Raw genomic sequence first — 26,686 nt, 5'->3', positions numbered from 1 at the left:
TCAGTTCGCCTTCCTCGCATCGGTGATCGCCTGCCAGACCCGCAGCGGGGTGGCGGGCATGTCGAGATGACGCACCCCCAGGTGGGACAGTGCGTCGACCACCGCGTTGTGCACCGCCGGCGTGGACCCGATCGTCGCGGCCTCACCGATCCCCTTGACCCCCAGCAGGTTCCGGGTCGTCGGGGTCTCGGATTCGACCAGCTCGAAGTCGGGCAGCTCGGGGGCGGTGATGAACGAGTAGTCGGCCAGCGTGGCCGTGGTCGGGTTGCCGTCGGCGTCGTAGTTCATGACCTCCAGCAGCGCCTGCGCGACACCCTGGCCGAGGCCGCCGTGCCGCTGCCCCTGGAAGGTGAGCGGGTTGACCACCGGGCCGGCGTCGTCGCAGGCGATGATCCGCTTCAGCACGACCTTCCCGGTGAGCGTGTCGACCTCGACCACGGCGAGGTGGGCACCGAACGGGAACGTCGGCGTGCCCTCGCCGAACCACACATCCGCGGTCAGCTCGGCCTGCCCGGCCACCTGCGCCCAGGTCACCGAGCCGCTGGCCGGCGCGCCCCGCACCCGGAAGGAACCGTCGGCCAGCTCGATGTCGTCCGGGGACGCCTCCAGCCGGTCCGCGGCCAGCGCGCGGGCCTGCTCGATGACCTGGTCGGCGGCCTGGCGCAGCGCGGACCCGCCGAGCTGCAGCGACCGCGACCCGAACGTGCCGACGGCCCTGGGCACCTCGTCGGTGTCGCCGTGCCGGATGGTGATCTTGTCCATCGGCACGCCGAGCTGGTCGGACAGCAGCATGGCGAGCGTGCTGTCCAGACCCTGCCCGTGCGGTGAGGAGCCGGTCCACGCGGTGACCGAACCGTCCGCGTTGATCAGCACCCGCCCGCTCTCCCCGCCGGAGTCGCCACCGGTGATCTCGACGTAGGCGGCGATCCCGAGCCCGAGCGCCACCGGGTCGCCCGTTTCACGGCGGCGGGCCTGCTCCGCACGCAGTTCGGCGTATCCGCCTGCCGCCAGGACCCGGTCCAGGGCCTGGGCGTACTCGCCGGTGTCGTAGCTGGCACCGGTCGGCGAGGTGTACGGGAACTCCTCGGGCCGGATGAAGTTGACTCGCCGAACCTGCGCCGGGTCCATGCCGATCTCGGCCGCGAACAGGTCCATCGCGCGCTCGATCGCCGCGGTCGCCTCGGGACGGCCCGCGCCCCGGTAGGCCGCGATCGGCGTGGTGTTGGTGACGACCGCGCGGCTGCTCGTCTCCACCTTCGGGAAGTGGTAGACGCCGGTGGCCATCAGCTCGGTCAGCGTCGGCAGGAACAGCGCGCGCGGGTAGGCGCCGGCGTCCTGCACCACCTCCAGGCGGAAGGCGAGCACGGTGCCGTCGCGGCGGCCGCCGATGGTGATCGTGTTCTGCTGCGCCCGGCCGTGGGTCATCGCGACCAGGTTCTCGCTCCGTGTCTCCGTCCACCGCACCGGCCGCCCGGCCCGTTTCGCCGCCCAGCCCAGCACCACCGGTTCCGGGTCGGCGCCGATCTTCGCGCCGAACCCGCCCCCGACGTCCGGGGTGATCACCCGCACGTCCGCCGACCGGACGCCAAGCCCCTTCGCCACGGTGGAGCGGGCGATCTGCGCGTTCTGGGTGGACAGCCACAGCGTCAGGCGGCCGTCCGCACCCCACGTGCAGGCCGCGCCGCGCACCTCCAGCGGCGCCGGAGCGACGCGCTGGTTGACGATCGTGCGCGTGAGGACGACCTCGCAGTCGTCGAACGCCGTGCCGTCGAACTCGCCGCCGGTGGTCTGCAACAGGTTCGTGCCCTGATCGGGGAACAGCAGGGTCTCGCCGGCGAGCGCGCTGTCGATGCTCGCCACGACGTCGAGCGGGTCGTAGTCGATGTCGACGAGTTCGGCGGCGTCGGCGAGCTGGTAGCGCTCCTCGGTCAGCACGAGCGCGACGGGCTCACCGACGTAGCGGACCACTTCGCCGGCGAGCCACGGTTCGACAACCGGTCCGGCCCGGTGCGGCGCGAGGTCGAGGTCGGCGGCCGTGTACACCGCGACGACGCCGGGCGCCGCCAGCGCGGCGGAGGTGTCGATCGAAACGATGCGCGCGTGCGCGATCGGGCTGCGCACGAACATCGCGTGCACCGCCCCGGTGAGCGCCTCCGCGCGGAGGTCCTCGACGTAGGTTCCGCCCTGCGTGATCAGCTGCTGGTCCTCGATGCGGACCACCCTGGTGCCGACGATGCTCAAAACTGGCCTCCCACTACGGATACTGCGCGATCATGCCTCGCCGGGCGGCGGAAGTCACCCTCCGGACTCCAGTGGCAGGATTTTGTCGCACACTGCCCGTTCTGCCACTCGTCGCGGCCAGTCGATCACCCCATGCTGTCCGGTATGCGATGGCTGAACCGGGTCCGAACCGGACTGCGCGAATTCCTCACGACACAGGCCGAGCTCGCCCAGCGGCACGACCTGCTGAACCGCCCCTGGGAGGAGGACCACCTGCACTGGGCCTTCGACGGCGAGCGCTGGCAATTGCACGGGCACCTCGCCCCGCCAGGTGCCCGGCGCCGCAGCACCACCGGCTCCGGATGGTGCCCGGCCGTCCCCGCCACCCGGACGAAAATCCCTGTGGCGTAACGGGACACCGGGCAATTCCGGCAGGTCGCGGACCTCCCGGCTGCTCCGCACCACCAGATCGATCCCACATCCGGTCGCAACCGTGTCACCGTCGCGCGCACGGGGTTAGGCTGACAGCCGCCGACGAAGGGGAGCGCGACTGATGAGCGGGTGGCAGGCGGACGACACGAGCGCGGGGCCGGCCGGCGTCGCGCCCTTCGGCCTGTCGGGCACCGTCCGGCTGGCCGCGGAGCTGCGGGCCGGAGCCGGTCGCGCCCCGGACCTGGCAAGCGCGGCGCAGGCCGTCGTGGAGCGGCTGCGGGACGGGTTCCCGAAGGCCGCCCGTCCGACGTCGGTCGAGTTGTTCATTGTGGACGGTGACGGGGCTCCGGACCTGGTCGCGGCGGCCGGCGAGGCACGGTTCCGGGACGTGCTGGCCGCGGGCACCGTATCCCGGCCGACCGCCGAGGAGTGCTCGGTGCTGCCGTTGCGCGGGGCGCTGGCCTTCGGCGGACCGCTCACCACGGGCCGCACGTTCTGGATCGTGGTACCGGCCGCCACCGGGCTGCCCGCGCCGTCCGCGCGCGCGATCGCGGTCGGCGTCCGCGCCGGCCTGCTGGCACACGGACCGGCCCGGGAGCGGGAGGACGCGCTGCGGGCCTACGTCGAGCTGCTGGAGACAACCTCGTGCACCCGCGGCGCGGAGCTGGAGAACGCGGTCGACCGGGTGGGCGCCGAGGCCGAACTGGTGGACTCGCTGCAGACCATCGGGCAGCGGCTGACCGCGCAGCTCGACATCGACACGCTCGTGCAGGACGCGACCGACGCGGCCACCCGGGCCACCGGCGCCGGGTTCGGCGCCTTCTTCTACAACCTGATCGACGAGATCGGCGAGTCCTACACCCTCTACACCCTGTCCGGGATCCCGAAGGAGACCTTCGACGGTTTCCCGATGCCGCGCAACACGCAGGTGTTCGAGCCCACGTTCAACGGCACCGGGATCGTGCGCAGCGACGACATCACCGAGGACCCGCGCTACGGGCACAACGCGCCGTACCACGGGATGCCGGAGGGGCACCTGCCGGTGCGCAGCTACCTGGCCGTGCCGGTGATCACGCCGACCACCCGGGAGGTGCTCGGCGGGTTCTTCTTCGGCCATCCCGAACCGGGGCGGTTCACCGAACGGCACGAGCACCTGGCCGCCGGGATCGCCGGGTACACCGCGATCGCGCTGGACAACGCGCGGTTGTTCGCGCGGCACCGGTCGATGGCGATGGAGCTGGCGCGCAGCATGCTGCCGGCGGTGCCGGACATCCCGGGCCTGCGGATCGTGTCGCGGTACCTGCCGGCGGCGGTGGGGTCCGAGGTCGGCGGCGACTGGTTCGACGTGATCCAGCTGCCCGGTGGGCGGACCGCGTTCGTGGTCGGCGACGTGGTCGGGCGCGGCGTACCGGCGGCCGCGGTGATGGGACAGATGCGCACCGCGATCCGGTCGTACGCGCTGCTGGACCTGCCCCCGTCGGACGTGCTGCACAACGTGTCCCAGCTGGCCCGGTGCACGCCCGGCGCGGAGTTCATCACCTGTCTGTACGCGGTGCACGACCCGATCGACGAAACCCTCACCTACGCCAACGCCGGACATCTGCCGGCGGTGCTGATCGAGCCGGACGGCACGATGCGGCAGATCGCGGAGGCGCTGGGGATGCCGCTGGGCGTCGGCGAGCAGTACCCGCAGGAGCAGGCACCGTTCCCGCCCGGGATGCAGCTCGTGCTGTACACCGACGGGCTGGTGGAAAGCCGCGCCCGCGAGCTGGGCGCGGGGATCGACGCGTTGCTGGCGGGGCTCGCCGCGCTGCCGCGCGGCGACGACGACCTGGACGCGGCGTGTGACGCCTTGATCGAGCAGCTGACCGGCGGCCGGCACGACGACGACGTCGCCCTGCTGTACGTGGACCACCGGGGCGCGCACCGCCGGGTCGCGACCCTGGCCCTGACCAGGGAGGTCGAGCTGAGGGCGGTGCGGGAGTTCGTCGCGGGCCGGATGGCGGAGTGGGGTCTGGCGGAGGTCGCCGAGGCCACGCTGAAGGTGGCCGAGGAGCTGGTGACGAACGCGGTGCGGCACGCGTCGGCCCCGCTGACGCTGCGATTGTTCCACGACGGCCGGCGGTTGACGGTGGATGTCGCGGACCGGACCGGCACGCTGCCGCACCTGCTCGCGACCGGGGGGATCGAGCAGCGCGGCCTGCGCATCGTGGATTCGGCCGCGGCGCGGTGGGGCACGCGCACGACGCCGGAGGGCCGGGTCGTGTGGGCGGAGCTGACCACGGCGTGAACCCGGGTGTGTAGTCCGTGCACGGTGGGTAATCCCCGGGCGACGAGAGACACACCGAGGGGATTTCGATGCACGCCGGAGATCAACGCCTGCACCGGAAGGTACCGGCCCGGTCGCGCAACGCGACGATTCTCAGACACCTCCTCACCCGGTGGGCGAATGCGGTGGATCTGCCGGAGGACACCACCGACGCGATCGCGCTGGCGGCGTACGAAGCCATGATCAACGTCGTCACGCACGCCTATCCCGCCGGGGCGGACGGCCCGATGGAGCTGTCGGCGGAACTGCGCGGCGCCACCGTGGACGTGACCGTGAGCGACCGGGGCCGCTGGGAGCCGCCCGCGCCGGACCCGGGGCCGCTGCACGGCCGGGGGCTCCCGCTGATCCGCGCACTGTCCGAGCGGGCGGACATCAGCCCCGGCCCGGGCGGCACCACGGTGCGGATGCGCTGGCCCGTCCCGGAGCGGAGCACCTCCCCCTTCGACCTGGCCACCGCCGCCGGCCAGTAGGGACAAGGGCCTGCCGCCGTGTCCCGGTGAGCCCGTCGCCACCGCACGCTGTCCACCGGACCGTCGCCACCCGGCGGGGCGTCATGCCGCGTGCGAGGCACGCGGCATGGGGCGGAAGCGCCAGGACTCGACGGGTGCGCCAGGGCGTGGCGGGACGCGCAGCGGTAGGCGAAGCACTACCACCCGGCGAGCGCGGCACAGCCCGACGCGGGCGCCCGGACCGGCCGGGACCGACGGCCCCTCACTCCGAAGCTTGCTCCGTCGTCGGCAGGTACACCTGGAACCGGGTGTTGCCCGGCTCCGACTCGACCTGCAGATCGCCGCGGTGGCGGTCCACCACGATGCGCCACGAGATGTCCAGCCCCAGGCCCGTCCCCTCCCCCACCGGCTTGGTGGTGAAGAACGGTTCGAAGATCCGCTGTTTGGTCTCCGCGGAGATGCCCGGGCCGGTGTCGCCGATCTCGATCAGGACCCGGTCACCCTCACGGGCCGTGCGCAGGGTCAGGGTGCCGGCGCCCTCCATCGCGCTCACTGCGTTGTCGATGATGTTCGTCCACACCTGGTTCAGCTCGGCCCCGTAGGCCGGCACGGTCGGCAGGTCCCGGTCGTAGTCCTTCACGACCTCGATCCCGGTGCCGATCTTGCCCGCGAGCATCACCAGCGTGGAGTCCAGGCCGTCGTGCACGTCGATCCACTGGTGCGGCGCCCGGTCCATCTGCGAATACTGCTTGGCGGCGCCCACCAGCGCCGAGATGCGCGTGGTGGAGTCCTCGATCTCCCCCATCAGCATCTCGGTCTCCAGCGCGTACGCCAGCCAGCGCAGGGCACCGTCCAGCAGGGCATCGCCCACCGACTCCAGCACGTGGTCCAGGCTTTCCGCCGTCAACCCGGCCGCGACGAAGATCGGGGCGAGGTCCCAGCCCTGCTCGATGTCGCGGTCGGCGAGCCAGTCACCGATCTCGTCCTCGCGGTCGGCCTGCTGCATGGCCGTCAGCGGGGGCGCGTCGGCCACCTGTTTGACCAGCCGCTCCTGCACGTCGATCAGCTGTTCCAGCAGATCGGGCTCGATGTCCCGTTTCGCCAGTATCGCGAGCTTGTGACGCATCCCGGCGACCCGTTCCCGCAGTGCGGCCGTCGCCCGCACCGCGGCGGCCGCCGGGTTGTTCAGCTCGTGGGTCAGCCCGGCCGACATCTCGCCGAGCGCGAGCAGGCGGCGCCGCTGCCCGATCAGCGCGTCGCTGTTGCGCCAGCCGAGGTAGGTCCCCTCGAGCAGGTGCGTGGCCATCGGGAACCAGCTGCGGAACTGGTCGGCGAACTCCCGGGCGGGCAGCGTCAGGAACGTCAGGTCGGTGATCGCGTACACCGACGTGGCGTACCGCTGCTCGTGCTGCCCGTAGAAGAACTGCGTCGCGCCGCAGTAGGAGCCGCGCTGGTCGGAGCGGATCGTCTCCACCTCGCTGCCGCCGACCAGCCGGGTCATCCGCAGCGCTCCGGACAGCAGGACGTAGAAGCAGGTCGCCGGATCGCCCTCGTTGATGATGGCGGTCCCGGCCGGGTAGTGCTCGAGCTTGACGTGGGCGAGGATCCAGTCGAGCTGGTCGTCGGCCAGACTCGTGAACAGGAACAACTCCCGCAGGAACTCGCGGGTCAGCTGCGGCTCGGTCATCGTGCCTCCAGGTAGCGGTGCACGAGCGAAACGGCCATCGCGCCCTCGCCGACGGCGGAGGCCACCCGCTTGACCGACTGCGACCGGACGTCGCCGGCCACGAACACCCCGGGAATGGACGACTCCAGGTGGTGCGGATCCCGGTCCAGGGTCCAGCCCGGCGGTCGGTTGCCCTCGACGACGAGATCGGGGCCGGTGCGAACGAAGCCGTGCTCGTCGCGCAGCAACTCGTCACCGAGCCACTCGGTGCGCGGAGCCGCCCCGATGAACACGAACAGGTGCCCGGTCGGCACGGTTTCGGTGATGCCCTGCTCCTCGTCGCACAGCGTCAGCGCTTCGAGGTGATCGGTCCCGTGCGCCCGCAGCACAGTGGTGCGGGGGCGGACGTGGATGTTGCCGATCGCCTCGATCTGTTCGATGAGGTAGTGCGACATGGACGCGTGCAGCGACGGGCCGCGGACCAGGATCGAGACGTCCTTGGCGTGGCGGGAGAAGAACACCGCGGCCTGCCCGGCGGAGTTGGCGCCACCGACGATGTAGACGTGCTCGCCCTCGCACTCCGGCGCCTCGGTGGACGCGGAACCGTAGAACACGCCACGGCCGGTGAGGTCGGCTACCCCCTCGGCCTCCAGTGCGCGGTAGGACACCCCGGTGGCGAGGACGACGGCGTGCGCCGCGATCTCACTGCCGTCGCCGAACCTGACCACCCGCGCCGAACCGCGGGCCTCCAGCCCGGTCACGTCCCGTGCGGTGAGCACCTCGGCGCCGAACTTCTGGGCCTGGCGGCGGGCGCGGTCGGTCAGCTGGGCTCCGGACACGCCGTCCGGGAAGCCGAGGTAGTTCTCGATGCGCGAGCTCTGCCCGGCCTGCCCTCCGGTGGCCCGGCGCTCGACCAGGACGGTGCGCAGCCCCTCGGAGGCGCCGTAGACGGCCGCACCGAGGCCGGCCGGACCGCCACCGATCACGACCAGGTCGTAGAACTCCGCCGCCGGCCGGGTGGACAGCCCGACCGCGTCGGCGATCTGCTCACCGTCGGGTTTGCACAGCACCGTGCCGTCCGGGGTGATCAGCACCGGGATGTCCTCCGCGGCCCGGTCGGCGGCCTCGAGCAGGCGGCTCGCCTCCGGCTCGTCGACCGAGTACCACCGGTAGGGCACGGAGTTGCGGGCGAGGAAGTCCCGCACCTTGTACGACGGCGAGGACCACCGGTGCCCGATCACCTTCGTCTCCTCCACCGGCCGTTCGCCGGCCGCGCGCCAGGCTTCCACCAGCGCGTCGACCACCGGGTACAGCTTCTCCTCCGGCGGATCCCACGGCTTGAGCAGGTAGTGGTCGACGTCGACGACGTTGATCGCCTGGATGGCCGCGTCGGTGTCGGCGTACGCGGTGAGCAGGGCGCGCCGCGCGGACGGGAACAGGTCCATCGCCTGCTCCAGGAACGTGATGCCGTCCATCTGGGGCATGCGGTAGTCGGCGAGGATCGCCGCGACGGCGTCGCCGCGCAGCTTGATCTCGCGCAGCGCCTCGAGCGCGTCCGCACCCGAGGCGGCGCGCACGACGCGGTAGTCCTGGCCGTAGCGGCGGCGCAGGTCACGGGCGACGGACCGGGACACGGCCGGGTCGTCGTCGACGGTCAGGAGGATGGGCATGCTCACGCGGCAAACCCTACGACCTCGCCGGGGACCGTGGTCAGGACTTTCCCCACGAGACAGCCACGTCGTGGTCGCGCCCTGCTGCCGCCGGCCGCCCGTGACGATCACCGGGACCGGTTCCGGACCGGCCGCGGCGTCCGCCGAAAAGGCCCTTCGACCTGCCCGGGCTCCGCCACCACCGACGTGCCGGGCCAGGAGTTCCCGGCGCGTCCGGCACCGGTGGCCGCGGCACGAAGAGGTACGGTCGCGGGCCTGTGAGGTGCGCAACTCGCGCCGGTTGCCGGCGTGCCCGGCGTGGAGCTCGGCCCTCGCACCGAGCCGGATCGCACCCCGTGGGCCGGTCGCGCCGGCGCCACCTGATCGTCCCGGCCGGCCGCTAGCCTGGGAACATGGCGGACCCGAAGAGCACGGTGACCTCGTTCCTGACCGCCCTCGAACAGGACGACGTCGAAGGCGCGCTGGCCTTCGCCGCACCCGATGTCGTGTACCAGAACGTCCCGCTGCCCCCGGCGCGCGGCGTCGCGGCGGTGGAGAAGCAGTTGCGCCTGCTCAGCCGGTACCGCATCGGGTTCGAGGTGCGGATGCACCACATCGCCGCCGACGGGCCGATCGTGCTGACCGAGCGGACGGACGTGCTGCGCGCCGGGGCGTGGGAGGCGCGGTTCTGGGTGTGCGGCACGTTCGAGGTGCGGGACGACCGGATCGTGCTGTGGCGGGACTACTTCGACTGGGCCACCGTGCTCGCCTCCGGCGCGCGCGGCGCGGGCCGCGCCGTGGTCACCCGCGTGGCCACGCTGCTCGCCCGCGCCCGGCTGCGGGACTGATCCCGGTACGCCGGTGCGGAGCGGAGGGCCGGCGGCGGCTCAGGCCTCCAGTGCGGCGTCGATCTCGGCGAGCAACCGGGACTTCGGCCGGGCGCCCACCCACTGCGCCACGGGCTCGCCGTCGCGGAAGAGGATCAGCGTCGGCAGCGACATCACCTGGTGGTCCCGCGCGGCGCCGGGGTTCTCGTCGGCGTTGATCTTGCGGATGGCCAGCGTGCCGGCGCGCTCGGCGGCGATCTCGTCGAGCACGGGCGCGATCATGTGGCACGGCGGGCACCACTGCGCCCAGAAGTCGACCAGCACGGGACCGTCGTGACGCAGCACCTCCGCCGCGAAGGTGGCGTCGGTGACAGCGCGCACGGCGCCGGAAAGGCCGGTGGAGGTCATCGGGACTCCTCGAACGTGGTGGTGACCCGGCAGGGGCCGGGTTCTCGGTCCAGCGCCTCGGCGAGCTTGGCGCGCAGGTCGTCGCGCACCGCGTGCAGCCGGTCCAGGAACGCCTCGACCTCGGCCAGCTTGCGCTCGTAGACCTCGATCGAGTCGGCACACGAGTCGCCGGTCTCGTGGCCGGCGCGCAGGCACTCCACGAACGGCCGGGTGTCGTCGAGGCTGAACCCCACTGCCTGCAGCGTCTGGATCTCCTTGACGAGGCGGAAGTCCTCTTCGCCGTACTCGCGGTAGCCGTTGGACGCCCGCTTCGCGGACAGCAGGCCCTGTGTCTCGTAGAACCGCAGCGCCCGCGTGGTCGTCCCCGCCCGTTGCGCCAGCTCCCCGATTCGCATGGGATCGAGCGTAAAGGTTGTCGTCCACGTCAAGGCAAGCGTTCGCGCGCCTAACGCCCCCACCTGCGGAAACGGGAAACTGTCGGGGGTGGGTGCGAACCTGTGTTCGTGACGAACGAGGGTCCGATCCTGCACGCCGACCTCGACGCGTTCTACGCGTCGGTCGAGCAGCGTGACGACCCCTCGTTGCGCGGGCGGCCGGTCATCGTCGGCGGCGGGGTGGTGCTGGCGGCGAGCTACGAGGCCAAGGCGCGCGGCGTCCGCACGGCGATGGGCTGCACGCAGGCGCTGCGGCTGTGCCCGTCGGCGGTGGTGGTGCCGCCCCGGATGGCGGCCTACAGCGCGGCGAGCAAGGCGGTGTTCGCCGTGTTCGAGCAGACGACGCCGCTGGTGGAGGGGCTCTCGATCGACGAGGCGTTCCTCGACGTGGGCGGGCTGGCCCGGATCGCCGGCCCGCCGCGCGCGATCGCGGCCGGCCTGCGGCGCGCGGTGGCCGAGCAGGTCGGGCTGCCGATCACGGTCGGGGTGGCGCGCACGAAGTTCCTCGCCAAGGTCGCCAGCGGGGTGGCGAAACCGGACGGGCTCCTCGTCGTGCCGCACGACCGTGAGCTGGAGTTCCTGCACCCGTTGCCGGTCGAGCGGTTGTGGGGGGTGGGCGCGGTGACGGCCGGGAAGCTGCACGCGCGGGGCATCCGCACGGTGGGTCAGGTGGCCGGGCGGGGCGAGGCGGAGCTGGTCGAGCTGCTCGGCCGGGCGAGCGGCCGGCACCTGTTCGCGCTGGCGCACAACCGGGACCCGCGCCCGGTGGTCGTGGGGCGGCGGCGGCGCTCCATCGGGGCGCAGCGGGCGCTGGGGCGGCGGCAGCGGTCGCCGGCCGAGCTGGACGAGGTCCTGGCCGCGCTGGTCGACCGGCTGGCCCATCGGTTGCGCGCCGCACACCGGGTCTGCCGCACGGTGGTGCTGCGGTTGCGGTTCGCCGACTTCAGCCGCGCGACGCGCTCGCAGACGGTCTCCCGGGCGACGGCGCACACCGACGACATCCTCGCCGCCGCGCGTGCGCTGCTGACCGCGGCGATGCCGGTGATCCACGAGCGGGGATGCACACTGCTCGGCGTGGCACTGTCCAATCTGGACGACGATGCACCGCGGCAACTGGAGCTGCCGTTCGACCAGCACACGCCCGGCGCCCTCGACGCGGCGCTCGACCGGGTGCGCGATCGCTACGGCACCGCCGCGATCACCAGGGCGATGCTCCTCGGCCGCGACGACGGCCCGGCGGTACCACTGCTCCCGGACTAGGTGAACCGCCGGCGTCCCAGGTGTTCGCCGGAAGGCCGCACCGGGGCGCGACAAACACCACCCCGCTGCGCGCGACGCGGTGGCCGCAATCCCTGCCGGGTTCCGCGGCGCACCCCGGGCGCCCGTACTGACACGCCCGCAAGTTCCCCCGATCGGGACGTTTTTCACTCTATTGTGCGCGGGCGACACCACGATTCGGGGAGGTACCCCATGCGTTATCAGGTGCTCCGCCCCCCGTACTGCTACCGGTGGGCCGTCCTGATCTCCGTGGTGCTCGTGACCGTCTCCCTGATCCTTTCGCTGTCCTGGTCGGGCGCCGAAGGCACGCCCGGCGCGCCGCAACCCGCGCCGCAACCCGCACCGGAACAGCCGGCGGGTACCGCCGCACCCGCCGGCACCGCCGCGCCGCCGGGCCCGCGCGCCCCGGTGCGCACCACCGCCCGTTCCGGCCGGTTCGTGGCACTGACCTTCGACGACGGCCCGGATCCCGGCTACACACCCCAAATCCTCGACCTGCTGGCGCAGCACGGCGCGGTCGCCACGTTCTGCATGGTCGGCACCCAGGTCCGCCGGCACCCGGAACTGGTCCGGCAGGTGCTCGGGCACGGGATGCGCCTGTGCGACCACACCGCCGACCACGACGAGCAACTCGCCCGGCGGGACGAGGCACGCATGTCCGCGGACATCACCGGTGCCCGCACGGATCTGCGACTGGCTGCCGGGAGCGACGTTCCCGTTCCCTACTTCCGCGCGCCCGGTGGCAACTGGTCGGACACGATCACCGCACTCGCCGTCCGCGCCGGGATGACACCGCTGGGCTGGTCGGTCGACTCCCGCGACTGGACCCTGCCGGGCGTCCCGGCGATCGTGGCCGGCGTGCGCCAGGCGGTCCGGCCGGGCGCGGTGATCCTCTTCCACGACGGTGGTGGCCGGCGGGCGCAGACCGTCGCCGCCCTCGCCGAACTCCTGCCGTGGCTGACCGCGCAGGGGTACCAGTTCGACTTCCCCGCCACCTGACCAGGCGCAACCCAGAATTTCAACTCGTGGTTGACCTCTTCAACAGCGGGTTGTAGCGTCTCGCTCATCATTCGATCGGGTGAGGGAGATGCGATGTCTGCGAGGTCACGGGTGACGCGCTGGGGCGCGGTGGTCGTCGGCTGCCTGCTGCTCACGACCGCGTGCGGCGGCGGGTCCGACGGTGCCGGCGGTGCCGCCGGGGGGACCGCGACCGGCTCGGGGGTGCCGGACACCGCGGCCATCCTGCAGGGCGTCACGAAGGACGCCCAGCTCGCGTCGTCCCTCCCGGCGCCGATCGCGCAGGCCGGCAAACTCACCATCGGCGCGAACATGCAGTCCGCACCGAACAACTTCTACGCCGCCGACGGCAAGACGCCGGTCGGGTTCGAAGTGGACATCGCCAAGGCCGTCGCGGCGAAACTCGGCCTCACCGCGCAGCACACCGATATGGCCTTCGGCTCACTGATCACCAGCCTGCAATCCGGACGGCTGGACCTCACGATGGCCGGGATGAACGACACGAAGGCGCGCCAGCAGCAGATCGACTTCGTGGACTACTTCACCTCCGGCATCACGATCATGGTCCGCAAGGGCAACCCGGACGGCATCACCGGCCCGGACTCGCTGTGCGGCAAGAACGTCGCGGTCGTGCAGGGCACCAGCCACCAGACCTTCGCCACCGAGCAGAGCACCAGGTGCGTCCAGGCCGGCAAGCCGCCGGTCACCACGACCGCCACCGACAGCGACTCGCAGAACCAGAACCAGCTGCGCACCGGGCGGGTCGCCGCGATCCTCAACGACCTGCCGACCGCCGCTTACGTCAGCAAGAACGCGGGCAACGGCGAGTTCTTCGAGGTCGTGCCCGGTGAGCCGATCAACGGCGGCCCCTACGGCATCGGCGTCAACAAGGCCAACCCGCAGCTGCGCGACGCCGTGGCGAAGGCGCTGACCGAGCTCGCCGACGACGGCACCTACGGCCGCATCCTCGGCGCGTGGGGCGTGCAGCAGGGCGCGATCACGAAGGTCACCGTCAATGCCGGAAGCTGACGTCACCACCCGGGTGCCGCAGGCCGAACTGCCCATCGTCCGGCTGCGGCACTGGGGCCGCTGGGTGGCCGCGGTGATCATCCTGGCGCTGCTGGCGGGTCTCGGCGTGGTGCTGGCCGGCGCGAAGATCTCCTACGACACGGTCCCCGGGTTCCTGTGGTACCGGGTGATGGCCGTGGGCCTGCTCAACACCGTCCTGCTCGCGGTGATCGCGCAGGCCGTCGCCGTCGTCATCGGTGTGGTGATCGCCCTGATGCGGCGCTCGGCGAACCCGGTGGCCCGTGTGGTCGCCGCGGTCTACATCTGGCTGTTCCGCGGGCTGCCGGTGCTGCTGCAGATCCTGATCTGGTTCAACCTGGCGCTGGTGTTCGAGTTCGTCTCGATCCCGCTGCCGTTCGGCGGCGGCTACCTGGTGCACGAGCCGACCAACGTGGTGGTCAGCGCGTTCGTCGCGGCACTGCTCGGGCTCGCGCTCAACGAGAGCGCCTACATGGCCGAGATCGTGCGGGCGGGCCTGAACAGCGTCGACCGCGGCCAGACCGAGGCGGCGAAGTCGATCGGCATGACCCCGGCCACCACGCTGCGGCGGATCGTGCTGCCGCAGGCGATGCGGGTCATCATCCCGCCGACCGGCAACGACTTCATCAACATGCTCAAGGGCACCTCGATGGCGTCGGTGATCGGGGTGACCGAGCTGATCCACGCGGCCAACAACATCTCCTCGAACAACCTGCTGGTGATGGAGACCCTGCTGGCGGCCGCGATCTGGTACATGGTCGTGGTCACCGTCGCCGGGATCGGCCAGCACTACCTGGAACGCGCGTTCGCGGCCGAGCCCGTCGCGGCCCGGCCCTGGTCCCGGGTGGGCCGCGCCCTGACGACGCTGCGGAGGGCCTGACATGACCGAACCCCTGTTGCGCGCGGTCGGCGTGCGCAAGCACTTCGCCGGCACCGAGGTGCTGCGCGGCATCGACCTGGATGTCCACAAGGGACAGGTGGTGTGCCTGCTCGGTCCGTCCGGCGCCGGCAAGAGCACCTTCCTGCGGTGCGTCAACCACCTGGAGACGATCGACGCCGGGCAGGTGTGGGTGGACGGCGAGCCGATCGGGTTCCGCCTGCACAAGGGAAAGCTGCACGAGCTGCGTGAGCGGGAGGTCGCCCGGCAGCGGCAGGACATCGGCATGGTGTTCCAGCGGTTCAACCTGTTCGCCCACCGCACCGTGCTGCAGAACGTCACCGAGGGCCCGGTGCGGGTGCGCGGCCTGGATCCGGCCCAGGCCCGGCGTACCGCGCTGGAGCTGCTGGACCGGGTGGGCCTGGCGCACCGCGCCGGCGCCTACCCCGATCAGCTCTCCGGCGGCCAGCAGCAGCGGGTCGCGATCGCGCGGGCGCTGGCGATGAAACCGAAACTGATGTTGTTCGACGAGCCGACCTCGGCGCTGGACCCGGAGCTGGTCGGCGAGGTCCTGGAGGTGATGACCTCGCTCGCGGCCGAAGGGATGACAATGGTCGTCGTGACACACGAGATGGGGTTCGCACGGGAGGTGGCCGACGAGGTCGTCTTCATGGCCGACGGCGCGGTCGTGGAGACCGGGCCGCCCGCGCAGGTCCTCGGCGCGCCCCGGCACGAGCGCACCCGGCAGTTCCTGGCGCGCATCCTCTGATGGCCAGGATCTCGCCCAGCTACCTGCTCCAGTTCGACGAGCCCGCGGGCTACCTGGACTTCGCCCGGTACGGCCCGCCCTCGCACGCCGTCGTGGACACCACCGCGCGCCTGCTGCACTCCTCGGCGAAGGCCGGACCGTCCACTGTGGACGACCTGATGCGGCAGGAGGTCCGCGCGAAGGCCGCGGTGGCACGCCTGTGCGGCACCGACACCGATCACGTCGTCCTGCTGCCCAACACCAGCCAGGGCCTGTTCCAGGCCGCCTTCAACGCCCCGCCCGGCGAAGTCCTGGTGTCCGCGGCGGAATTCCCGGCCAACACCTACCCGTGGGCGCGCGCCGCGGAGGCCGGGCGGATCACGCTGCGCCGCATGCGGCCGCCGCACGGGTACGCCACGCCGGAGGCCGTCGCCGCGGAGCTCAGCGGCGACACCACCACGGTGTCGGTCAGCGCCGTGGACTTCCGCACCGGCTACCGCGCCGACCTCGCGGCGCTGCGGGACACCGTCGGCGACCGGCTGCTCGTCGTCGACGGCATCCAGGGTTTCGGCGTGGCCGACGAGCCGTGGCAGGCCGCCGACGTACTGGTCGTGGGCGGGCAGAAGTGGCTGCGCGCGGGCTGGGGCACCGGGTTCGCCGTGCTGTCGGACCGGGCGCTGGAACGGCTGCGCCCGGTGCTGTCCGGCTGGACCGGCGCGCACGACGCGGGCCTGTTCGACGACGAGATCCACCCGCCCGCGGAGTTCGCGGCGTCCTGGTCGATCAGCAACCTCAGCCCGGTCACCTCGGGCGCCTTCGCGGCCGCGCTGGAGCTGGTCGAGGAGGCCGGGGTGGCGGCCATCGAGTCACGCATCGCCGAGCGGGTCGGTGAGCTGGAGGAGATGCTGCGGTCACTGGGCGCCGAGATCGTGTCCGCGACCCAGCGGCGCGCCGGGATCCTCGCGTTCCGGCTGCCCGGGCACTCCGCCGAGCGGGTCGGGGCGGTGCTGGCCGCCGACGGCATCGCCGCGACCGTGCGCACCGACCACGTGCGGTTGTCCCCGCACGCCTCCACACCGGCGTCGGCGGCGGAGGCGGTGCGCGCCGCGCTGACCTACCTGTCCCGGCCGCTGCCCGCCGGCCCCCGGTTCGCCGCGGACGCCACCGACTCGGTGCTGTCCGCGCTGGTCCCGGCGGTCGACGGGCTGGCCGCGATGCTCGGGCCGGGCAACGAGGTGGTGCTGCACGACCTGTCCAAGCTGCCCGATTCCATCATCGCGATCGCCGGGGAGATCACCGGCCGCACCCCCGGCGGCCCGATGACCGACCTGCTGCTCGGCCTGGTGCGCCGCGGCACCACGCACGACCTGACCAACTACGAGACGCACGGCCCGGACGGCAGGCCGATCCGGTCGTCGACGATCTTCCTGCGCGACGCCGACGGCGTGGCGATCGGCTGCCTGTGCGTCAACAGCGAGGTGACGCGGGGGCCGGCGACGGAGGTGCGGACGGAGAGCTTCCCGCCCGATGTGGACAGCCTGCAGCGGTTCCTGGTGGACCGGGCGGTCGCGCAGACCGGGATCCCGGTGGAGCTGATGAAGAAGAAGCACAAGGCGGCCGTCGTCCGCGAGCTGGAGGAGGCCGGGTTCTTCCTGATCAAGGACGCGGTGGACTTCCTCGCCGGCGAGCTCGAGGTCACCCGCTACACCATCTACAACTACCTCAACGAGATCCGGGGCTGAGGTGGCATGAGCCGGACTCCGGCGGGGTAACCCCGTTTCGAACACATCGGCGAACGGAGGCAGGGGTGACCGGACCGCAGAACCCGGAGAAGGACCCGCAGGAGTGGACGACCGGCGAGGAGCCGATGACCGGCCCGCAGCTGTCGTACCTGCAGACACTGGCCCGCGAGGCCGGTGAGGAGCTGCCGGAGGACCTCACCAAGGCGCAGGCGTCGCAGCTCATCGACCGCCTGCAGGAAAAAACCGGCCGCGGCGCGGACACCTGACGCGCGGGAGCGCCTCAGGTGATCTTCGCCAGCCAGCGGAGCGGCAGGTGCCGCATCGCGACGCTCAGCGGGGCCCACGGCCAGGCCGGGGTGTAGGCGCGGGTGCGCTCGCGCTCGGTCGCCCGCACCATCGCCCGCACCCCGGGCCTGCTGTCGACCAGCAGCGGTGCCTTCCCCACCCGGGCGTTCGTCTCCGACCGGATGTAGCCGGGAACAACGTGGTCACCGTGATGCCCGTGCCGAACCTGTCGGCCCGGATGCCCTCGGCCGGCGCGGCGACCCCGGCCTTGCTCGCCGCGTACGTGGTCAGGTTGCGCGGCATCCCGCGCAGCGCGCTCATCGACGAGATCACCACCAGGTGCCCGGCGCCCTGCTCGCGGAAGATCTCCATCGCCGCCTCGCACTGCGCCAGTGCCGCGGCGAAGTTCGTCTCCGCGGTCTGCCGGTTCGCGGCGAAGTACCCGGTGCCCAGCGGCTGCCCCTTGCCGAGCCCGGCGTTGACCACGATCCGGTCCAGACCGCCGAGCTCGTCCCGCAGCTCGCGGAACACCCGGAACACCGCGTCGTGGTCGGTGACGTCCAGGCCCCGGACCGCCACCGCAACCTCGCCATCGCAACCTCGGGCCGGCCGGCGGTCAGCTCCGCACGCAGCGCCTCGAGACGGTCGGCCCGCCGGGCGCACCGGGCCAGGTCGCGCCCCAGCGCCCCGAACTGCCGTGCCATCTCCTCGCCGAGCCCGGCGCTCGCACCGGTGATCAGAATCCGCTTCCGCACGCCCTACCGAAGGGACGCGGGCTTCGCGGTCCCCAGTGGACGATGGTGGCCGGGGCCGCGGAGGTGGGGCCGGCACCAGGGTCGAATCGGGGGTTTCCACCGATGCGTTCCGCGCCGGGGGCGAGCACGCTGGAGGCATGACGACGACAACGACGACCCTGACAAGGTCCCGCCACAACCGCGTGATCGCCGGAGTGTGCGCCGGGCTCGCCTACCGCCTCGGGTGGCAGCCCCGCACCGTGCGGCTGCTCTTCCTGCTGTCCTGTCTGCTGCCGGGTCCGCAGTTCCTGGTCTACCTGGTGCTGTGGATCATCATCCCCAACGAACGGCACTGACCGTCCCCCGATCGGGTTTGATATTGGCGAAAACGGTCACCCCTTCGTATGACCAGAACGGGTATCTACCGTGGCCGCGGCACCGCTGTCAGAGTGGTGACCGGGATCGGGGCGCTGTTCGCGCTCGTCGAGGCGATCTACATCGTCCTGGTCCTGGCCGGCGCCAACACGGCGAACGCCTTCTACCGGTTCATCGATTCGATCGCCCAGCCGCTCGCGCTGTTCTTCCCCGGGCTCTTCCCCATCGCGAACGAACAGCTCAACGTGCTGGTCAACTACGGGGTGGCGGCGCTGTTCTGGCTCGTCGTCACCGGGTTCGTCGCACGCCTGCTCCGCTGACGTCAGGCCCTCGCCGCCGGCTCAACCGGCGGTGAGGGCCTGACGGCGGGCCCGCGCCGGGGAGACACTGACCTCGCGGGCACCGCGGGGTGCCCGGCGAAGGCGGGGTGGAACGGATGAGACTCCAGGGCCCGGCGCTGCGGCTGACCATCTTCGTCGGCGAGACCGACCGGTGGCACCACAAACCGTTGTTCACCGAAATCGTGCACCGCGCCCACCAGGCGGGGCTGGCCGGTGCCACCGTGCTGCGCGGCATCGAGGGCTACGGCGCCTCGCAACACGTGCACACCACCCGCATCCTGTCCCTGTCCGACGACCTGCCGGTGGTGATCGTCGTCGTCGACGACGAAACCCGGATCCGCGGCTTCCTGCCCACGCTCGACGAGCTGATCGGGGACGGCCTGGTCGTCGTCGAACCGGTCGAGGTGATCCGCTACGTCGGCCGGGACCGGCCCGCGGCGGGCTGACCGCCCGGCCCCGCCTCCACCTCCGCCAGCCGCCGGCTGAGGAAGCGGCGCTCGGCCTCGGCGGTCACCAGCTCCAGCGCCTCCCGGTAGGCCCGCGCCGCCTCGTCGTGCCGGCCCAGCCGCCGCAACAGATCCGCGCGGGTTGCGGGCAGCAGGTGGTACCCCGGCAGGTCCACATCGGACAGTATTCGCAGCCCAGCCTCCGGACCGGCGGCCATGCCCACCGCCACCGCCCGGTTCACCGCCACCACCGGCGACCGCGTCATCTCGGCCAGCCGCCCGTAGAGCGCCGCGATCTGCGGCCAGTCCGTGTCCTCCGCGCGGGCCGCGGTCCCGTGGCAGGCCGCGATCGCCGCCTGCACCTGGTACGGGCCGGGCGCCCCGCGCCGCAGCGCACCGTCCAGCAGCGCGACACCCTCCGCGATCTCGGTCCGGTCCCACCGGCTGCGGTCCTGGTCGGCCAGCAGCACCAGGTCGCCGTGCTCGTCCACGCGCGCGTCCCGGCGGGCGTCCTGCAGGAGCAGGAGCGCCAGCAGCCCGGTCGCCTCCGGCTCGTCCGGCATCAGCCGGTGCAGCACCCGCGCCAGCCGGATCGCTTCCGCGGACAGCTCACGCCGCAGCAGGTCGGCGCCGGCCGTCGCCGAGTACCCCTCGGTGAACAGCAGGTACAGCACCGCGAGCACGGCCGGGGTGCGCTCGGGCAGCAGGTGCGCCGGCGGCACCCGGTACGGGATGCCCGCGTGCCGGATCTTCTGCTTGGCCCGCACCAGCCGCTTCTTCAGCGCCGGTTCGGCGACCAGCAGCGCCCGCCCGATCTCGGCCGGGGTCAGGCCGGCCAGCGTGCGCAGGGTCAGCGCGACCTGCGCGTCCAGCGACAGCGCGGGGTGGCAGCAGGTGAACATCAGCCGCAGCCGGTCGTCCGGCACGCCGCTGTCGTCGGGTTCGGGCTCCGGAACGGGCATCGCCGCGACCTCCCGCAGCTTGGCCGCCCCCACCGCGTCCCGGCGCAGCCGGTCGAGAGCGCGGTTGCGGGCGGTGGTGGTGAGCCAGGCCCCGGGACGGCGCGGCACGCCGTCCCGGGCCCACGAGTCGACGGCCTGGGTGAACGCGTCCTGAGCGCACTCCTCGGCGAGGTCCCAGTCGCCGGTGAGCCGGATCAGGGTCGCGACCACCTGGCCCCACTCGTCGCGGAAGGCCCGGACGAGTGCCGTGTGGACGTCGGTCACGGCTGCCAGATCGGCCGGACCTCGATCGAACCGTAGGTCGCCGCCGGGTGCTTCGATGCGATCTCCACGGCCTCGTCCAGATCCCCGCACTCGATCAGGCAGAACCCGCCGACCTGCTCCCGGCTCTCGGCGAACGGGCCGTCGGACAGCAGCACCTCGTCCGACCGCACCCGGACGGTGGTCGCCTCGTGCGGCGGCCGCAGCCCCGCGCCGCCCCGCAGGACGCCCCGCTCGGCCATCTCCTCGCTCCAGCCCCCGCAGCCGTCCTCGGCGTGCTCGGCGGCCTCCGGGCCACCGCAGATCAACAGCATGTACTGCATCGCGTTTCCTCCTCGCCGGTCGTGATTCTCACCCTCCCGACGAACGGGATCCGCGATCAGGGACGCGCGGCGGCGAGAAATTCGCGGATCAGTCCATGGTCCTTCGTACCGCGCGCGGACTCCACCCCGCTGGAGACGTCCACGCCCCACGGCCGCACGGTCCGCACGGCGTCGGCGACATTGCCCGGCCGCAACCCGCCGGCCAGGAGCCACTGCCCGGTCTGCCCGCGCAGCGCCTCCCAGTCCCACTGCTCCCCCGACCCGGCCCGCGGCGAGTCCAGGATCAGCATGTCCTCGCCGAACGCGCCGACCTCGACCGGGGAGCCGCTGGTTGAGGTGGCCCGCACCAGCCGCAGACCCAGGTCGGTGAGGGCGGCGAAATCCTCCGCCCGGTAGCCACGGCCGTGCAGCTGGACCGCGCCGAGCCCGGTCCGCACGGCGATGTCGCGGACGTCGGCGACGGGCATGCCCAGGAACACCCCGACGCCGAGCACCTCCGGCGGCACCCCGGCCACCAGGCGCGCCGCCTCCGCCACCGTGACCTGCCGCGGGCTCGGGGTCAGCACGAACCCGACCGCGTCCGCGCCGGCCCCCACCGCGCACTCCACATCGGCCTCGGTGCGCAGGCCGCAGATCTTCACGAACACCCCACCAGGGTAGGCGGCGCGTTCTCCGGACCGCCGCGGTGCCCACGTGCCGCGCCACCCGGGATTACCGTCCGCACGCCCCGGGTATCCGCCGCTCATGACCGAGCGCCGCGCGGATCCCCTCGCCCGCCTCGATCACGTGGCTCAGGCGCTGGACGACCTGCGCGGCCAGGCCGCCGAGCAGCCGCTGGAAGTGGTCGCGAAGGGAATCGCGGACAACGCGGTCGCCACCCTGCCGGAGGCCGACGCGGCGACGATCACCGCCGTGGCCGAGGACGGTCACCTCTACACGCTGGCAGCCACCGACGAGGGCATCGTCGACATCGACGAGTGCCAGTACCGGACGCGTCGCGGTCCGTGCGTGGAGGCCGCGACCCGCCGCCATCCGGTGCGCGCCGTGGTCGGCGAGCACGAGCAGGAGTGGCCCGAGTTCACCGCGGCGGCCAAGGCGGCCGGCATCAACACCTACCTGTCGGTGCCGCTGGTGCTGCCCGGCGACGACGAGGAGGACGAGGTGGTCGGCGGGCTGGACATGTACAGCCTGACCGCGCAGGCGTTCGACGACTACGACGAACACGTGATGCGCCTGTTCACCACCGCCGCGTGCGACGCCTTCATCAACGCGCGGCGCTGGGCGGCCACCAACCGCAAGATCGGCCAGCTGGAGGCCGCGCTGACCTCGCGCGCCGAGATCGACCAGGCCAAGGGGGTGCTGATGGCGATCCACGGCTGCACCGCGGAAGAGGCGTTCACCCGGCTGGTCGAGGAGTCGCAGCGGACGAACACCAAGCTCGCCGCCGTCGCGCGGGCGCTCATCGAGTCGCTGCGGCGCTGAACAAGACGCTGAACGCCAGAAGCGCGCCACCCGGGTTCCGGCGTGGCGCGCTTCGTCGCAGGTCCTGCGGTCAGAACGGCAGCGCGCCGGCGACCTGGCGCAGCGGGTTACCGCCGGTGATCGCGGACAGGGCGCTGTCCTCCCCCGTGACGGCGGTGAGGACGCCCGGGGTCCCGGCGTTGCCCATCAGACCGTTGACGGTCATCCCGACGGCCTCGAGCTGCGGGGCGGAGACCCCCGCGGAGGCGGCGCCCGCCCCGGTCAGAACCGCCGAGACGGCGGCGAGACCGACGACACCAGCACGAAGTGTGCGCAACACTGAGCTCCCTTTCCTCGAAGTGCATTCGAACGAGAGCCGAAAGCTAGCCAGTTCCGCGCCGCACCGCAGGGCGGCGTCCACCCGTCCGGGTGGACCCGGCGGCATTTTCGTCCGACCGTGGCCCGTGGGGTTGCGTTCCGGGCGGACTGCTCGATCGCGGCGCGGTCCGCGCACCCGGCACCACCGGTCGCGCCGGCTCGCCGTCAGCCGAGCAGGTCGGGCCGCTGCCAGTCCTTGCCCAGCACGTGCTGCGCGAGGAACGCGAACACCGTGGAGTACCAGATCTTGGCGTGGTGCGGGGTCAGCACCCAGTGGTTCTCGTCGGGGAAGTAGAGGAACTTGTGCGGGGTCGACCCGTCCCCGGCGGCGGAGCGGGACACCAGGTCCCACCACAGCCGCAGCCCCTCCCCGATCGGCACGCGGTAGTCCTTGTCGCCGTGGATGACGAGCATCGGGGTGCGGATCCGGTCGGCGAAGCGGTGCGGCGAATTGGCTTCGGCCATCTCCGGCGTCAGCTCCCGCTGCCAGTAGTACGTGGCGTCGGTGGTGGGCCCGAACTGGTCCAGCGCCCACAGCGAGGCGTGCGTGACGATCGCCCGGAACCGGTCGGTGTGCCCGGCGACCCAGTTGGCCATGTAGCCGCCGAACGACCCGCCCATCGCGGCCGTGCGGGTCTCGTCGACGGCGGGGTGCTGCTCGGCCGCATCGGTGATCGCCATCAGGTCGGTGTACGGCGCCGCACCCCAAGCGCCCCAGCCGCGCTGGATGAAGTCGTACCCGTAGCCGGTGGAGATCGCCGGGTCCGGCAGCAGGACCGCGTAGCCCTGGGCGACGGCCAGCCACGGGTTCCACCGCCACTGCCAGGCGTTCCACGAGCCCAGCGGGCCGCCGTGGATCCACAGCAGGAGCGGCGCCGGCGCGTCCGGGCCCGCGTCCCGCGGGAGCGCGAGCCACGCCCGCAGCGGTGTGCCGTCCTCCGCGGTCGCGGTGACCTCGTCGAGCCTGCCGGGCACCGCGGCATCGAGGCCGAGCGCCTCGGCCGGGCCCGGCAGCGGCTGCACGGCCGACCCGTCGAGGGCGACCCGCACCGGCGCGGGCGGGTGGTCCACCGCCGAGCGCAGCGCGTAAACCCACTGCCCGTCCGGGGAGACCCGCGGCTCGGTGTAGGCGCCGTCGTCGGCGGTCAGGCGCGTAACCTCGCCGCTGGTCGCATCGACCTTCCACAGCGGCGAGCGGCCCTGGTCGTCGGCGGCCACGACGAGCGCCGACCCGTCCGGCAGCCACCGCGCCGAGTGCGGCCAGCGGTCCCAGTCCCGGGTCAGCGGCCGCGGGTCGCCGCCGGCGAGCGGCACCAGCGCGAGCCAGTGGTCGCCGGGCGCGTCCGGCGTCGAGCGGCGGTACACCGAGACCGCGACGCGGGTGCCGTCGGGCGAGATCCGCGGTGCCTCGAACTCGTGGTCCGGATCGGCGGCCAGCACGCGGCGCTCCCCGGTGGCCGCGTCGATCGCGACCACCGTCGTGCGCTGCGACCCGCCCGCCTCCGGCACCACCCAGGTGGTGACGACGGTGCGGCCGTCCGGCGACACGTCCCAGGACGCCTCGTCGTCCAGTGCCCGCCCGGCGTGCCCGGTGAGGTCGCGCAGCTCGAGCCGCTCCTCCCCCGCCGGCACGCCGTCGGCCACGACGAGCCGGGTGCGGTCCGGGCCGAGATCGTGGTCCCAGTACCGGATGGGGTACTCCTCGTGCAGGATCGCCGAGACCCCGGCGTCCTTGCGTGCCTTGCGGACCTCCGCGTCGTGTTCCGCGCTCGTGGCCGACGGCATCATCGGCGCACCGGCCAGCACCGTGCCGACCTCCGCCGCGACGACCACGCCGCGCACCCCGCCCGCCGGGGCTGCGACGACCCGGGCGTCCCCGCCCGCGGCCGGCTGCACCCACAGCGCGCTCTTCGGCGCGTCCTCGCCTTCGGCACCGGTGTCCGGGCGTGCGGAGACGAACAACAGATCACCGGACGGGGTGAAGGCGGCACCGGACTCGCCCTCGGCACTGCGGGTCAGCCGCCGCGCCGGGCGCTCACCGGCCGGGTCCACCTCCCACAACGCCGTGGTGTAGCGGTTCTTCGGGACATCAGGGGCGGCGACACCGACGACGAGCCGCCGGCCGTCCGGGGAGAGCGCCAGCCCGGACAACCGCGGCAGGCGGACGTAGGCGTCGAGGTCGGCGAAGGGATCGTCGGTCACCTCGCCTTCTTACCACCGACCCCCGACGGTTTTCCGCCTTTTCGATCAGCGGGCGAGCACGGTGCCCGGCGGAGCTGGACGATCAGCCCAGTTTGCGGCCGAACAACAGCTTCCACGGCATCAGCGCGGACTCCAGCTGCACCGCGAGGCTCATCTTCGACACGCCGTCCGCGCGCTCCTCGAACCGGATCGGGATCTCGGCGATCCGCAGGCCCTGCTGGACCGTGCGGTAGTTCATCTCGACCTGGAACGCGTAGCCGTTGCTGCGGATCGTGGCGATGTCGATGCGCCGCAGCGTCTCCGCGCGCCAGGCCTTGAACCCGGCGGTGGCGTCCTTGACCCGCAGCCGCAGGATCGCGTTGACGTAGAAGTTCGCCCACGCCGACAGCGCCTTGCGGTGCCAGCCCCAGTCCCCGGCCAGCGAGCCGCCCGCCACGTAGCGGGATCCGAGCACCACGGCCGCGTCCGACGTCGCCAGCTTCTCGATCATCCGCGGGACCGCCTCGACGGGGTGGGACAGGTCGGCGTCCATCTGGATCACGATGTCGGCGCCCTCGTCGAGCGCGCGCGTGATGCCGGCGACGTAGGCGCGGCCGAGACCGTCCTTTTCGGTCCGGTGCAGCACCCCGATGCGGCCCGGGTCCTCGGTCGCGAGCTTGTCCGCGACGTCGCCGGTACCGTCCGGCGAGTTGTCGTCCACCACGAGCACGTGCAGGCCGGGCAGCCCGAGTCCGGTGAGCTGTCCGACCAGCTTGGGCAGGTTGTCCCGCTCGTTGTAGGTCGGAACGACGACCGTGACCTTCGGGGAGCTGTCTCCCATGATCAAATCCTTCGTGCGCGGTGGCGGGTCGGCACGAACCGTATCGCACCCGGTTGCGCACCTCGTCCGGGTAACGCGGACATCGTTTCCGGCCGACGGCGGCGGGTAGGACCAACCCCCGGCGGCGCCGCGCGTCGGAACCACAGGGACACGTTGCGGCCAGGAGGGAGGGAGCATGCGCAGGAGTCGCGGTGCTCTCCTGGCACTCGTCCTCGCCGTGGTGGTGCTCGCGGGGGTGGTCACGTGGATCGTGCTGGTGATCAAGCCGGTGCCCGGACCGCGGTGCGCGGTGACCGCGGCGGACGGCTCCACCTACCGCCTGACGGTCGAGCAGGCGCGCAACGCCGCCACGATCGCCGCGGTGGGCCGGCGCCTGGGCGTGCCGGGCCACGCGGTGACGGTCGCGCTCGCCACCGCCATCCAGGAGTCGCGGCTGCGGAACCTGCCCGGCGGCGACCGCGATTCGGCGGGTCTGTTCCAGCAGCGGCCGAGCCAGGGGTGGGGCACCTACGCGGAGGTGACGAACCCGGTGTACGCCGCGACGACGTTCTACCAGCGGCTGCAGCAGCAGCCGGGCTGGGCGGACCTGACGGTGACGCAGGCCGCGCAGCTGGTGCAGCGGTCGGCCTTGCCGGAGGCCTACGCCCAGTGGGAGTCGCAGGCGGCGGCGACCGCCGCGGCGCTGACCGGCGCCCGCCCCAGCGCGCTGACCTGCTCGGACCTCTCCCCCGGCGCCCCGGAGGCGGACCTCGTGCCGGTCGCCACGGCCGAGCTGGGGACCGCGGCGCTCAGTGGCCCGCACCCGTCCGCCGAGGGCTGGGCGGACGCGAGCTGGCTGGTCGCCAACGCGATGCGGTTCGGCCTGGACGGGGTCACCTTCGACGGCATGACCTGGACGGCCGCGTCGGGCACGTGGACCGCCGGCGGGCCGCGCGACGGGGTGCTCCGGCTGCACCGGGTGGGCGCCCCCTGAGC

General features: G+C 72.7%; 27 protein-coding genes and 1 pseudogene. 16 read left to right on the top strand and 12 right to left on the bottom strand.

Annotated elements, in window-relative coordinates:
- Positions 1-2,241, bottom strand: a complete 2,241-nt coding sequence (locus FHX46_RS11775) for a xanthine dehydrogenase family protein molybdopterin-binding subunit (RefSeq protein WP_167113279.1) — start codon at positions 2,239-2,241, stop codon at positions 1-3.
- A 144-nt stretch (positions 2,242-2,385) separates the two neighbouring features.
- Here FHX46_RS11775 and FHX46_RS11770 point away from each other — a divergent pair, with 144 nt between their 5' ends.
- The 3 genes from FHX46_RS11770 (at position 2,386) to FHX46_RS11760 (ending at position 5,451) form a co-directional block, all read left to right on the top strand.
- Complete coding sequence (locus tag FHX46_RS11770) at positions 2,386-2,631, top strand: hypothetical protein (protein ID WP_167113277.1); 246 nt, start codon at positions 2,386-2,388, stop codon at positions 2,629-2,631.
- 142 nt (positions 2,632-2,773) lie between these two features.
- Positions 2,774-4,942, top strand: coding sequence for an ATP-binding SpoIIE family protein phosphatase (locus FHX46_RS11765; RefSeq protein WP_167113275.1), 2,169 nt, complete (start codon positions 2,774-2,776; stop codon positions 4,940-4,942).
- 68 nt (positions 4,943-5,010) lie between these two features.
- Positions 5,011-5,451, top strand: a complete 441-nt coding sequence (locus FHX46_RS11760) for an ATP-binding protein (protein WP_167113273.1) — start codon at positions 5,011-5,013, stop codon at positions 5,449-5,451.
- 241 nt (positions 5,452-5,692) lie between these two features.
- Here the strand turns inward: FHX46_RS11760 and FHX46_RS11755 are convergent, their stop codons facing one another.
- On the bottom strand, positions 5,693-7,117 hold the full coding sequence (locus tag FHX46_RS11755; RefSeq protein WP_167113271.1) for an ATP-binding protein: 1,425 nt from the start codon (positions 7,115-7,117) through the stop codon (positions 5,693-5,695).
- Positions 7,114-8,772 carry an FAD-dependent oxidoreductase gene (locus FHX46_RS11750; RefSeq protein ID WP_313886098.1) on the bottom strand — a complete coding sequence of 553 codons (1,659 nt, stop codon included), beginning with the start codon at positions 8,770-8,772 and terminating at the stop codon, positions 7,114-7,116. The genes FHX46_RS11755 and FHX46_RS11750 overlap by 4 nt, the downstream gene beginning before the upstream one ends.
- Positions 8,773-9,158: 386 nt before the next feature.
- On the opposite strand from FHX46_RS11750, the gene FHX46_RS11745 reads away from it, so the two are divergent.
- On the top strand, positions 9,159-9,593 hold the full coding sequence (locus FHX46_RS11745; protein WP_167113270.1) for a limonene-1,2-epoxide hydrolase family protein: 435 nt from the start codon (positions 9,159-9,161) through the stop codon (positions 9,591-9,593).
- A gap of 39 nt (positions 9,594-9,632) precedes the next feature.
- Here FHX46_RS11745 and trxA read toward each other — a convergent pair whose 3' ends face one another.
- Entirely contained in the window at positions 9,633-9,980 is a 348-nt protein-coding gene (gene trxA, locus FHX46_RS11740) for a thioredoxin (RefSeq protein ID WP_167113268.1), read from the bottom strand.
- Complete coding sequence (locus FHX46_RS11735; protein WP_167107542.1) at positions 9,977-10,375, bottom strand: MerR family transcriptional regulator; 399 nt, start codon at positions 10,373-10,375, stop codon at positions 9,977-9,979. Before FHX46_RS11735 ends, trxA begins: the two co-directional genes overlap by 4 nt.
- Positions 10,376-10,477: 102 nt before the next feature.
- Between FHX46_RS11735 and dinB the strand changes: the two genes are divergently transcribed.
- The 7 genes from dinB (at position 10,478) to FHX46_RS11700 (ending at position 17,389) form a co-directional block, all read left to right on the top strand.
- Positions 10,478-11,674: a DNA polymerase IV gene (gene dinB / locus FHX46_RS11730; RefSeq protein WP_167113266.1), complete on the top strand. Its 1,197-nt coding sequence runs from the start codon at positions 10,478-10,480 to the stop codon at positions 11,672-11,674.
- Positions 11,675-11,884: 210 nt separating this feature from the next.
- Complete coding sequence (locus FHX46_RS11725; RefSeq protein ID WP_167113264.1) at positions 11,885-12,691, top strand: polysaccharide deacetylase family protein; 807 nt, start codon at positions 11,885-11,887, stop codon at positions 12,689-12,691.
- Positions 12,692-12,784: 93 nt separating this feature from the next.
- The gene (locus FHX46_RS11720; RefSeq protein WP_167113262.1) at positions 12,785-13,738 is read left to right on the top strand and encodes an ABC transporter substrate-binding protein; all 954 of its coding nucleotides are present in this window, start codon (positions 12,785-12,787) and stop codon (positions 13,736-13,738) included.
- Positions 13,725-14,636, top strand: coding sequence for an amino acid ABC transporter permease (locus tag FHX46_RS11715; RefSeq protein WP_167113260.1), 912 nt, complete (start codon positions 13,725-13,727; stop codon positions 14,634-14,636). Before FHX46_RS11720 ends, FHX46_RS11715 begins: the two co-directional genes overlap by 14 nt.
- Position 14,637: 1 nt before the next feature.
- On the top strand, positions 14,638-15,402 hold the full coding sequence (locus tag FHX46_RS11710; RefSeq protein WP_167113258.1) for an amino acid ABC transporter ATP-binding protein: 765 nt from the start codon (positions 14,638-14,640) through the stop codon (positions 15,400-15,402).
- Complete coding sequence (locus tag FHX46_RS11705; protein WP_167113256.1) at positions 15,402-17,123, top strand: aminotransferase class V-fold PLP-dependent enzyme; 1,722 nt, start codon at positions 15,402-15,404, stop codon at positions 17,121-17,123. The genes FHX46_RS11710 and FHX46_RS11705 overlap by 1 nt, the downstream gene beginning before the upstream one ends.
- A 65-nt stretch (positions 17,124-17,188) precedes the next feature.
- A complete protein-coding gene (locus tag FHX46_RS11700) occupies positions 17,189-17,389 on the top strand; it encodes a DUF3072 domain-containing protein (RefSeq protein ID WP_167113254.1) in 201 nt (66 codons plus the stop codon).
- Between the two features lie 14 nt (positions 17,390-17,403).
- Here FHX46_RS11700 and FHX46_RS11695 read toward each other — a convergent pair.
- Positions 17,404-18,112 (bottom strand): annotated as a pseudogene (locus FHX46_RS11695) (SDR family oxidoreductase).
- A 188-nt stretch (positions 18,113-18,300) separates the two neighbouring features.
- Between FHX46_RS11695 and FHX46_RS11690 the strand changes: the two are divergent.
- The 3 genes from FHX46_RS11690 to FHX46_RS11680 all read left to right on the top strand — a co-directional run bounded on the left by FHX46_RS11690 (position 18,301) and on the right by FHX46_RS11680 (position 19,304).
- Positions 18,301-18,498 carry a PspC domain-containing protein gene (locus FHX46_RS11690; RefSeq protein ID WP_167113252.1) on the top strand — a complete coding sequence of 66 codons (198 nt, stop codon included), beginning with the start codon at positions 18,301-18,303 and terminating at the stop codon, positions 18,496-18,498.
- A gap of 93 nt (positions 18,499-18,591) precedes the next feature.
- Entirely contained in the window at positions 18,592-18,837 is a 246-nt protein-coding gene (locus tag FHX46_RS11685; protein ID WP_167113250.1) for a hypothetical protein, read from the top strand.
- 116 nt (positions 18,838-18,953) lie between these two features.
- Positions 18,954-19,304: a DUF190 domain-containing protein gene (locus FHX46_RS11680; protein ID WP_167113248.1), complete on the top strand. Its 351-nt coding sequence runs from the start codon at positions 18,954-18,956 to the stop codon at positions 19,302-19,304.
- Here the strand turns inward: FHX46_RS11680 and FHX46_RS11675 are convergent.
- The 3 genes from FHX46_RS11675 to FHX46_RS11665 are packed head-to-tail and all read right to left on the bottom strand — an operon-like array spanning position 19,271 to position 21,497.
- Positions 19,271-20,530, bottom strand: a complete 1,260-nt coding sequence (locus FHX46_RS11675; protein ID WP_167113246.1) for an RNA polymerase sigma factor — start codon at positions 20,528-20,530, stop codon at positions 19,271-19,273. The two genes, FHX46_RS11680 and FHX46_RS11675, sit on opposite strands and share 34 nt — an antisense overlap.
- Positions 20,527-20,850 (bottom strand): YciI family protein, encoded by a 324-nt coding sequence (locus tag FHX46_RS11670; protein ID WP_167113244.1) that lies wholly within the window; start codon positions 20,848-20,850, stop codon positions 20,527-20,529. The genes FHX46_RS11675 and FHX46_RS11670 overlap by 4 nt, the downstream gene beginning before the upstream one ends.
- Before the next feature lie 56 nt (positions 20,851-20,906).
- The gene (locus tag FHX46_RS11665; protein WP_167113243.1) at positions 20,907-21,497 is read right to left on the bottom strand and encodes a phosphoribosylanthranilate isomerase; all 591 of its coding nucleotides are present in this window, start codon (positions 21,495-21,497) and stop codon (positions 20,907-20,909) included.
- A gap of 97 nt (positions 21,498-21,594) precedes the next feature.
- Here FHX46_RS11665 and FHX46_RS11660 point away from each other — a divergent pair, with 97 nt between their 5' ends.
- Positions 21,595-22,332: an ANTAR domain-containing response regulator gene (locus FHX46_RS11660; RefSeq protein WP_167113241.1), complete on the top strand. Its 738-nt coding sequence runs from the start codon at positions 21,595-21,597 to the stop codon at positions 22,330-22,332.
- A 70-nt stretch (positions 22,333-22,402) separates the two neighbouring features.
- Here the strand turns inward: FHX46_RS11660 and FHX46_RS11655 are convergent, their stop codons facing one another.
- The 3 genes from FHX46_RS11655 to FHX46_RS11645 form a co-directional block, all read right to left on the bottom strand.
- On the bottom strand, positions 22,403-22,651 hold the full coding sequence (locus FHX46_RS11655) for a hypothetical protein (protein ID WP_167113239.1): 249 nt from the start codon (positions 22,649-22,651) through the stop codon (positions 22,403-22,405).
- Positions 22,652-22,854: 203 nt separating this feature from the next.
- The gene (locus FHX46_RS11650) at positions 22,855-24,891 is read right to left on the bottom strand and encodes a S9 family peptidase (protein WP_167113237.1); all 2,037 of its coding nucleotides are present in this window, start codon (positions 24,889-24,891) and stop codon (positions 22,855-22,857) included.
- A gap of 82 nt (positions 24,892-24,973) precedes the next feature.
- Positions 24,974-25,711, bottom strand: a complete 738-nt coding sequence (locus tag FHX46_RS11645; protein WP_167113235.1) for a polyprenol monophosphomannose synthase — start codon at positions 25,709-25,711, stop codon at positions 24,974-24,976.
- A 175-nt stretch (positions 25,712-25,886) separates the two neighbouring features.
- Between FHX46_RS11645 and FHX46_RS11640 the strand changes: the two genes are divergently transcribed.
- A complete protein-coding gene (locus FHX46_RS11640) occupies positions 25,887-26,684 on the top strand; it encodes a hypothetical protein (protein ID WP_167113233.1) in 798 nt (265 codons plus the stop codon).
- Positions 26,685-26,686: the final 2 nt, after the last annotated feature.

It is taken from the genome of Amycolatopsis viridis (assembly GCF_011758765.1).
GTDB lineage: Bacteria > Actinomycetota > Actinomycetes > Mycobacteriales > Pseudonocardiaceae > Amycolatopsis_E > Amycolatopsis_E viridis.
This window is presented reverse-complemented; position numbering and strand designations above follow the sequence as displayed.